Origin of the sequence: Streptomyces nanshensis (genome assembly GCF_001751255.1) — a bacterium.
GTDB lineage: Bacteria > Actinomycetota > Actinomycetes > Streptomycetales > Streptomycetaceae > Streptomyces > Streptomyces nanshensis_A.
Genome location: NZ_LJGW01000030.1, coordinates 26,204 through 35,591 on the forward strand (window position 1 = coordinate 26,204; position 9,388 = coordinate 35,591).

The 9,388-nt window shown below is 70.7% G+C and carries 6 protein-coding genes; 5 read left to right on the forward strand and 1 reads right to left on the reverse strand.

The window, feature by feature from the left end:
• Positions 1-104 precede the first annotated feature (104 nt).
• The 4 genes from AN218_RS01260 to AN218_RS01275 all read left to right on the forward strand — a co-directional run bounded on the left by AN218_RS01260 (position 105) and on the right by AN218_RS01275 (position 4,979).
• Positions 105-1,358 (forward strand): ROK family transcriptional regulator, encoded by a 1,254-nt coding sequence (locus AN218_RS01260; protein ID WP_079131714.1) that lies wholly within the window; start codon positions 105-107, stop codon positions 1,356-1,358.
• Between the two features lie 315 nt (positions 1,359-1,673).
• On the forward strand, positions 1,674-2,759 hold the full coding sequence (locus AN218_RS01265) for a substrate-binding domain-containing protein (protein WP_070014563.1): 1,086 nt from the start codon (positions 1,674-1,676) through the stop codon (positions 2,757-2,759).
• Positions 2,760-2,889: 130 nt separating this feature from the next.
• Positions 2,890-3,657, forward strand: coding sequence for an ATP-binding cassette domain-containing protein (locus AN218_RS01270; protein ID WP_375537921.1), 768 nt, complete (start codon positions 2,890-2,892; stop codon positions 3,655-3,657).
• The gene (locus tag AN218_RS01275) at positions 3,654-4,979 is read left to right on the forward strand and encodes a sugar ABC transporter permease (protein ID WP_070014565.1); all 1,326 of its coding nucleotides are present in this window, start codon (positions 3,654-3,656) and stop codon (positions 4,977-4,979) included. Before AN218_RS01270 ends, AN218_RS01275 begins: the two co-directional genes overlap by 4 nt.
• A gap of 134 nt (positions 4,980-5,113) precedes the next feature.
• Here the strand turns inward: AN218_RS01275 and AN218_RS01280 are convergent, their stop codons facing one another.
• On the reverse strand, positions 5,114-5,863 hold the full coding sequence (locus tag AN218_RS01280; RefSeq protein ID WP_070014566.1) for a dienelactone hydrolase family protein: 750 nt from the start codon (positions 5,861-5,863) through the stop codon (positions 5,114-5,116).
• A gap of 861 nt (positions 5,864-6,724) precedes the next feature.
• On the opposite strand from AN218_RS01280, the gene AN218_RS01290 reads away from it, so the two are divergent.
• On the forward strand, positions 6,725-9,388 hold a 2,664-nt coding region (locus tag AN218_RS01290; protein WP_141747391.1), incomplete at its 3' end, for an amino acid adenylation domain-containing protein.

The following is a 9,388-nucleotide window of genomic DNA, read 5'->3' on the forward strand; positions in this document are numbered from 1 at the left end:
GCTCTGCTTGGAGTTCAGGTGTTGGAGACAAGCCGTTCCCGGTGACGCGGTGCGGCGGACGGTCCGATGGCCGCGCCGGCCGTCGAGGCGGGAGTGGATCAGTGGTGGAGACTCCGGGCTCGCAGTCCTCGCTGCACCGGGCGAACCTTGAACGGGTCGTACGGGCAGTCCGCATGGCGGGCTCGCTCACCCAGGCGGAGATCGCGCGTACCACGGGCCTCTCGGCGGCCACCGTCTCCAACATCGTGCGGGAGCTGAAGGAGACCGGCACCGTCCAGGTCACGCCCACCTCGGCGGGCGGGCGCCGGGCGCGCGCGGTCTCGCTCAGCGGTGACGCGGGCACCGTCGTCGGCGTCGACTTCGGGCACTCCCATCTGCGCGTCGCCGTCGGCAATCTGGCACACCAGGTGCTGGCCGAGGAGGCCGAGCCGATCGACGTGGACGCCTCCGCCGCGGAGGGCTTCGACCGTGCCGAACAGCTCGTGCACCGGCTGGTCGCCACCACCGGGATGAGCCGGGAGAAGCTGATCGGCGTGGGTCTGGGCGTTCCGGGCCCGATCGACGTGGAGACAGGGGAGTTGGGGTCGACGTCGATCCTGCCGGGCTGGAGCGGTACCCATCCGCGCGAGGAACTGGCCGCGCGGCTGGGCGTGCCCGTACACGTCGACAACGACGCCAACCTCGGCGCCCTCGGCGAGCAGGTGTGGGGCAACGGGCGCGGTGCGAACGACCTCGCGTACATCAAGATCGCCAGCGGCGTGGGCGCGGGCCTCGTCATCAACGGCCAGATCTACCGCGGCCCCGGCGGCACGGCGGGCGAGATCGGGCACATCACGCTGGACGAGTCGGGTCCGGTCTGCCGCTGCGGCAACCGCGGCTGTCTGGAGACCTTCACCGCGGCCCGCTACGTCCTGCCGCTGCTGTACTCCAGCCACGGCACCGATCTGACGATGGCGCGCGTCGTACAGCTCGCGCGCGAGGGCGACCCCGGGTGCCGCCGGGTCGTCGGCGACCTCGGGCGCCACATCGGCAGCGGCGTGGCCAATCTGTGCAACCTGCTCAACCCCAGCCGGGTCGTGATCGGCGGCGATCTCGCGGAGGCCGGCGACGTGGTGCTCGGCCCGGTGCGCGACTCGGTCGCGCGGTACGCGATCCCCAGCGCCGCACGGCAGTTGACGGTGGTACCGGGCACGCTGGGCGGACGGGCCGAGGTGCTGGGCGCGCTGGCGCTGGTGCTGAGCGAGATGGGCGACGCGACCCTGCTGGACTCCACGGCCTCCGCGCACGCGGGGCAGGCCGTGGCCACGGTGCACGGGGCGCGCAGAGCGCCGTCGCGTGCCGTGGCGGCGTCCGTCTGAGGAGACGTACGGGGATCGCGTCCGGAGGGGCGCACACGGGGCCCGGGTCCGAGCCGGAGCGCGTCGCATTCCGTCGCATCCGAGGGGCGTCCCGGGCCCGTTCGCGGGGGAGCCTGGCGGGGGAGTGCGGGAGCCGCCGCCTCCGCTGCGGATCCGGTCAGGCACACAAAGTGGCGTTTTGGGTTCACGCAGATAACGGATGGCATCGTTGCCGTCTCGTTAATGATTTACTTCTTGACGCTTACGCGCGCTGGGAGTTGACTTCCGAGCACCTCGGCCGCAACGACGCGGCCTCGTCAGGGAGGTTGGAACCCCATGAACGCAAAGGTGCGTCGCGTCGTCGTCGGTACCGCAGCCATATCGATGGCCCTGTCTCTCGCTGCCTGTGGCAAGGCCGGCGGCGGCGACGGAGGCGGCGACAACAAGACCATCGGTCTGCTGCTTCCGGAGAACAAGACCACGCGCTACGAGACCTTCGACCGTCCGTACATGACGGAGAAGATCAAGTCGCTCTGCAAGGACTGCAAGGTCAAGTACAACAACGCGAACCAGGACTCCGAGCAGCAGAAGAAGCAGTTCGACGCGCTCATCGCCCAGGGCGTCAAGACGATCATCCTGGACGCCGTCGACGCGCAGGCCACCAAGTCCTGGGTCGACCGCGCCGCGAAGAAGGGCGTCAAGGTCGTCGCGTACGACCGCCTCGCCGAAGGCGACATCTCCGCCTACATCTCGTACGACAACTTCAAGATCGGCGAACTCCAGGGCAAGGGCCTCGTCGAGGCGCTGGGCGACAAGGCCAAGGACGCCAACGTCGTCATGATCAACGGCTCGCCCACCGACCCGAACGCCCCGCTCTTCAAGAAGGGCGCGCACAGCGTGCTCGACAAGAAGGTCAAGAAGATCGTCTACGAGCAGGACATCCCGGACTGGTCGCCGGACGAGGCGAACAAGAAGATGGGCGCCGCCATCACCAAGCTCGGCAAGGACGGCTTCGAGGGCGTCTACGCCGCCAACGACGGCATGGCCGGCGGTGTCTCCACGGCGATGAAGAAGGCGGGCGTCAAGGACGTGCCGCTGGGCGGCCAGGACTCCGAACTCGCCGGTCTCCAGCGGATCGTCAAGGGCGACCAGACGCTGACGATCTACAAGGCGATCAAGCCGCAGGCGGAGACGACCGCCGAGATCGCCGTCAACCTCCTCCAGGGCAAGAAGATCGACTCGCTCACCCCGAAGAAGGTCGACAGCAAGAGCAAGAAGGGCGTCCCCGCCCAGCTCTACAGCGCCCAGGTCGTGACCAAGGACAACATCAAGGACACGATCCTCAAGGACAAGGTCTACAAGGTCGACCAGATCTGCACCCCGCAGTTCGCGAAGGACTGCGAGGCAGCCGGCCTCAAGTGACCGGATGACCACCGGGGCCGCCCGCACACCGCGGCCCCCATCCCCTGAAGCAGACCGGGCCGCCGCCCCCGCCGAGTGCGGGGGCGGCTCCTGGCGGAAGATCGGAGTTGGCCCAGTGGCGAAGGAATCCGTGCTGGCGCTGCGCGGGATCTCCAAGCGGTTCGGTGCCGTACAGGCGCTCACCGACGTGGATCTGGAAGTAGTCGCCGGTGAGGTGATCGCCCTCGTCGGCGACAACGGCGCCGGCAAGTCGACCCTCGTCAAGACCATCGCGGGCGTACACCCCATCGACGAGGGCAGCATCGAGTGGGAGGGCAGGCCGGTCTCCATCACCCGGCCGCACGACGCACAGGAACTCGGAATCGCCACCGTCTACCAGGACTTGGCGCTCTGCGACAACCTGGACGTCGTCGCCAACCTCTTCCTCGGGAACGAGGCACGCCACGCGTCCGTCCTCGACGAGATCGCGATGGAGAAGCGCGCGATGGAGCTGCTGGACACGCTCTCCATCCGCATCCCCAGCGTCCGTATACCCGTCGCCTCGCTCTCCGGCGGTCAGCGGCAGGTCGTCGCGATCGCCCGCGCGCTCATCGGCGACCCGAAGGTCGTCATCCTCGACGAGCCGACCGCCGCACTCGGCGTCGAACAGACCGCGCAGGTCCTCGACTTGGTCGAGCGGCTGCGCGAGCGCGGCCTCGCCGTCATCCTCATCAGCCACAACATGGCCGACGTGCAGGCCGTCGCCGACCGGGTCGCGGTGCTGCGCCTCGGCCGGAACAACGGCGTCTTCGACGTGGCGACCACCTCACACGAGGAGGTCATCGCCGCGATCACCGGCGCCTCGGACAACGCGGTCACCCGCCGCCAGGCCCGTACGGAGAAGGAGGCGGCGCAGTGAGCGACACCGTCGACAAGGAGCGCGGCACCGAGGACACGAAGGCCGGGAGCGGGAGCGCACCGGCCGACGGCGCCGACGGCGGAGCCGGGAACGGCGCCGCGGACCGCGCCGTCGACCCGCGGCTGCTCGTACGCGAGCAGGGCTTCGCGGGCTATCTCACGGAGTTCCGGCGCAAGGTGCGCGGCGGTGAGCTGGGCTCGCTGCCGGTCATCCTCGGCCTGATCATCATCGCCGTCATCTTCCAGTCGCTGAACGAGAACTTCCTCTCCGCGGGAAGCGTCAGCGACATCGGCGTCTACATCGCCGGTACGGGCATCATGGCGACCGGCATCGTCTTCGTGCTGCTGCTCGGCGAGATCGACCTGTCGGTCGGCTCCGTCGCCGGCGTCGGCGCGGCCGTATGGGCGGTGCTCAGCGTCACCCACGGCCTCAACGACTGGCTGGCGGTGCTGATCGCGATCGTCGCCGGGCTGTGCATCGGCGGCCTGCACGGCTTCTTCTTCGCGAAGGTCGGCGTGCCCGCGTTCGTCGTCACGCTCGCCGGGTTCCTCGGGTGGAGCGGTCTGCAGATCTGGCTCATGGGCCAGGAGGGCAGCATCAACACCCCCGACGGCAGCGTCGTCGAGGACCTCACCGGCTACTACTTCGAGGACATCGCCGCCGCCTACGGCCTGGCCCTCGTGGGCGTACTCGCCTACGCGGGCGCGCTGTTGGTGGACGCCCGGCGCCGCCGCGCGGCGAAGCTGCCCTCCCGTCCGGTCAGCGAGATCGTGGTGCGCACGGTGGCCATGGCCGTCGTCGCCTTCGTCGCCGCGTACGTGCTGAACCAGTCGCGCGGACTGCCGCTCGCGCTGGTGCTCTTCCTCGCGGTGCTCGTCATCGCGGACTTCGGGGTGCGGCGTACGACGTACGGACGGCAGATCTTCGCGGTCGGCGGCAACGCCGAGGCGGCACGGCGGGCCGGCATCAACGTCGAGTGGGTGCGCATCAGCGTCTTCGGCATCGCGGGCATGCTGGCGGCCTTCGGCGGCCTGTTCATCGCGAGCCTCTCGGGCGGCGCCACGAAGAGCCTCGGCGCCGGCAACACGCTGATGAACGTGATCGCCGCGGCCGTCATCGGCGGTACGAGCCTCTTCGGCGGACGCGGCAAGATCTGGTCCGCGCTGCTGGGCATCCTCGTCATCCAGTCGATCCAGCAGGGCCTGAACCTGCTCGGCATGGCGAGCGAGATCCAGTACATGATCACCGGCGCGGTCCTGCTGGCCGCGGTGGTCATCGACTCCGTCTCGCGGCGTACGCAGAAGACGGCCGGGCGCACCTGACGCAGCTCGCCCCGGCAGCCGGCCCCGTCCCCTCGTGGGGGCGGGGCCGGTGTGCGGTGCGGGCCTCAAGTCGCCCTGTACGGGCGCTCGTTCAGCCTGTCCGTCGGCGGCCCGGCTCTGCTGCGGAACGGGGCTCAGGCGCCGCCCAGAGCACCTTCGAGGAGCGGCAGCAGCCGGTCCCAGTGGCGCTGCGACGCGTCCGAGGAGAAGGCGTCCGTGTCGGACATGGTGAAGCCGTGGACGCTCCCGGGATAGACCTCGGTGGTGTGCTCGACCCCCGCGGCGTCCAGGGCCCGGGTCAGCTCGCCGAGGGCCTCGGGCGTCAAGTCGCCCTCGGCGAGGCCGAGATGGACCCGGGCCGTGAGCCGGTCGACGAGGCGGTGCGGGCTGTCGGGCGCGTCGGTGACCAGGAAGCCGGGGTGGAAGCCGGCGACGGCGGCCACCCGGTCCGGCCGGGCCGCCGCGGTGCGCATCGCCAGGGCCGCGCCCCAGCAGTAGCCGGTCACGCCGACGGGCCCGTCGGCGACCTCGTCCTGGGCGCCGAGGAACGCGAGGAAGGCGTCGGCGTCGCGCAGGACGCGGTCGGTGCCGTGCTCCTGGATCAGGGGCATCAACCGGCCGATGACCGCGGGCCGTTCCTCTTCCCCGATGTGCGCGGGAAGGTCGGCGACCGGGGCCTCGCCGTGCCGGTAGTAGAGGTTGGGGACCAGTACGTAGTACCCGTGCTCGGCCAGTTCGCGGGCCATCTCCTCGATCACGGGGCGCACGCCGAAGGCGTCCGTGTACAGCAGCACTCCCGGGTGGCGTCCGTCCCGGTCGGGGGAGGCGGCGAAGGCGTCGGCCCGGCCGTCCGGAGTGGGGATCAGCAGTGTCTTGGTGGGCATCGCCCGATCATCCTTCATCGGTCCGACGCCGGTCCACAAGGGGCTCGGTCCGCCGTCTCGGAATCGATTTCCGAGACACTGCAACGCACCCGTTGCATACCGTCGACAAAAGAACTCGCGTTTTGTTTTCCGGGGCGCCGACCAATGGAAACAAGACAGCTTCGCAGTGGGGCTAGGAGATCGTCCGGGGGATTTGGTATCTCTTTAATTATTGCCTCGGGCGTCTTCGCGGAGAGGATTTTTCGTTGCCGAAGGGGATGACGCACCACATGTGGTCGGCGGGCTGTTCACTTCCTTTGTCCTCCCTCGGTTCCTCCCTTCCCGTCTGGCAGCGCAGACAGGCGTGAGGCCCGGCGCGGCCGGGGCGGTCCGGCAACGGACGCCGGGTGCGGGCGAATACGGGCGCTGCTGAAGAGCGCGCTCCTGTGAATTGCCCGCACGGGCAGGAACGGGCAGCGCTCGCCCGCGGCGCCCAAGCGTGGACCGCCACTGCCGAAAGCCGAAGAGTCGCAGGTGAGACGGCTTCCGTACGGCGTCGGTGGTGCCACGGCTCGGCCTGGGGAGAAACCCGCGAATGCCCGGAAGCGCCGGTCGCCGATGTCCGTTCTGCGGCTGGCGGTGACCGTTATCCGCCCGCGCGAGGTCTTCCGTTCCGATTCCGGCGAGCGTGAATTCCAGCGGCTGTCGGTCTTTCCCGTACCGGCGGTCACCGCACTGTCCCGATCCGCGCGTTCCGAAGCACGTTCCGCCGCCTTCCGCGGGGGCGGCGGGCAGTACGCGAACACATGACGGCACTGCGTCACAAATGAGTGCCGACCGGCTCGACTCGGGGATACAGACCAGGAAAGCGATGGTGTCGTGATGACGAACTCGGCAAAACGCATCGAGGAGTTGTTCCAGGAAATCGCCTGTGCCCGGCCGGGCTCCGTGGCCGTCACCGGCGGGCGGGAGGAGCTGACCTACGGCGAGTTATGGTCGCGCGCCTGCGCCGCGGCGCGCGTCCTCACGCGGCGGGGAGTGGGACCGGGCGACGTCGTGGGCCTGGCGCTGGGGAAGTCCGCGGACCTGGTCGCCTGGATGCTCGGCGTCCTCAAGAGCGGTGCCGCCTACCTCCCGATGGACACCGCTTACCCCGCGGAGCGCCTGGCCTACTTCGCGCGCGACGCCCGCCCCGCGTGCGTCGTCACCGACGACACCGCCGCCGCGAAACTGGACCCCGCCGTCCCGGCCGTTCCCCACGGCGAGTTGGACACCGCGGCGCGGCAGGCCCCACCTGGCCCGGACGCCGGTGCCGCCGGTGCCGCCGAAGCCGCCGACGGCGCCACGCCGCAGGACGCGGCCTACGTCATCTACACCTCCGGCTCGACGGGCGAGCCCAAGGGCGTGCCCGTACCCCACTCCAGCGTCACCGGCCTGCTGGCGGCCACCCGCGGCAGCTTCGGGTTCGGGCCCGGGGACGTGTGGACGTTCTTCCACTCGCAGTGCTTCGACTTCTCCGTCTGGGAGATCTGGGCGCCGCTGCTGACCGGCGGCCGGACCGTCGTCGTGCCGTACGAGGTCAGCAGCTCGCCGTCCGACTTCCTGCGCCTGCTGGGCCGGGAGCGTGTCACCGTACTCAACCAGACGCCCTCGGCCTTCTATCTGCTCAGCGAGACGGCGGCGGCCGACCCGGCCGGGGCGGACGGACTCGCCCTGCGGTACGTCGTCTTCGGCGGCGAGCCGCTGGACTTCGCACGGCTGCGCACCTGGCGCGACGCGGTCGGCGGCGCCGCGCGGTTCGTCAACATGTACGGCATCACCGAGACCACCGTGCACACCACGCTGCACGAGGTCACGCCCGAGGAGATCGACGCGGCCACGGGCAGCGTCATCGGGCCCCAACTGCCGCATCTGACCGTGCACGTGCTCGATGAGAACCTCGCCCCCGTCGCTCCGGGCGAGGTCGGCGAGATGTACGTGTCCGGGGCGGGGGTGGCGCTGGGATACCTCAACAAGCCCGCGCTGGCGGCTCGCCGGTTCGTCGCCTGCCCCTTCGCACCCGGCGAGCGCATGTACCGCTCGGGCGATCTGGCGCGGCTGCGCCCGGACGGGGAGCTGGAGTACGTCGGCCGCTCCGACGACCAGGTCAAGATCCGCGGCTTCCGTATCGAGCCGGGCGAGGTCGAGAAGGCGCTGACCGCGCATCCGGGAGTGGACCGCGCCGCCGTGGTCAAGCAGGAGACGGCGGGCGCCGGTTCGCTGGTCGCGTACGTGACGCTCGCGGACGCGGACGCGGAGCCCGGTCCCGGTGCCGGCACCGCTCCGGACGGCGAGCGCGGGACGGCCGCCTCGGCGGCGGAGGCCGAACGCCTCGCGGAATGGCGCAGCGTCTACCAGGAGGTGTACTCGGCGCTCGACGGCGCCGGGACGGCGAACGCCTTCTCCGGCTGGAACCGGAGCTGGGACCAGCAGCCGATCCCGCTTGAGGAGATGCGCGAGTGGCAGGCCAACACAGTCGACCGCATTCTGGGGCTCGACCCGTCACGCGTCCTGGAGATCGGCGTGGGCAGCGGCCTGCTCATCACCGAGATCGCGCCGAAGTGCGCCGAGTACTGGGGCACGGACCTTTCCGAGTCGGCCGTCGAGCGCCTGCGGAAGCGGTTCGCCGACGACAAGGGCCAACCGGGCGCCGCGACACGGCTGTTGTGCCGTCCGGCGCACGACTTCTCCGGACTGCCGGAGGACGCTTTCGACGTCGTCGTCATCAACTCCGTGGCGCAGTACTTCCCCAGCGCGGACTATCTGGAACGGGTGCTCGCGGGCGCGCTGCGCAGGCTGGTACCCGGCGGCGCCCTCTTCGTCGGCGACGTACGGAACCTGGCGCTGCACCGCCGCTTCGCGGCGGAGACGGTCGGACTGCGGCATGGCGTGCAGGCCCTGTCAGCGGCGGAGGCGCGGCGGCTGGTCGACGAGGAGATCGAGCGGGAGGGCGAACTCCTCGTCGACCCGCGGTTCTTCACACGGCCGGCCGGTGCGGGAACCGACGGCGGACCTGCCGGGCGTCCGGACTGGGCGGACGGGGTGGCCGCCGTCGGCGTCCTGCTCAAGGCCGAGAGCACCGACAACGAACTGAGCCGGTACCGCTACGACGTCGTCCTGCGCAGGGCCGGGGCCGAGGAGCCGGCGGCGGCCGGCACGGGGACGGCTGACGGCCCCGGCGTCACCTTCCGCTGGGGTGCCGACTGCCGAGATCTCGCCGAACTGCGGTCCCTGCTGGCGGACTTGGGCACCGGTAGGGACGGGGACGGTGCCGGGCACGACACCGTACGCGTGCTGGGGGTGCCCAACCGGCGTACCGCCAGGGCCGCTTCCTGGCTCTCCGCGCTCGACGGCGGCGACGGGCCCGCCTGGCCGCCCCCGTTCACGGAACCCGCCGGCGGGCAGGACGGCCACGACCCCGCCGAACTGTGCGCGCTGGGCCGTCGCGCGGGCTACGAGGCGAGCGCGGCGTGGAGCGCGGAGCCGGACCGCTTCGACCTCGTCCTG

Excerpts from the sequence above, each read along its gene's own strand:
- AN218_RS01265 (WP_070014563.1), top strand. The coding sequence starts at position 1,674 with ATGAACGCAAAGGTGCGTCGCGTCGTCGTCGGTACCGCAGCCATATCG.
- AN218_RS01280 (WP_070014566.1), bottom strand. The coding sequence starts at position 5,863 with ATGCCCACCAAGACACTGCTGATCCCCACTCCGGACGGCCGGGCCGAC.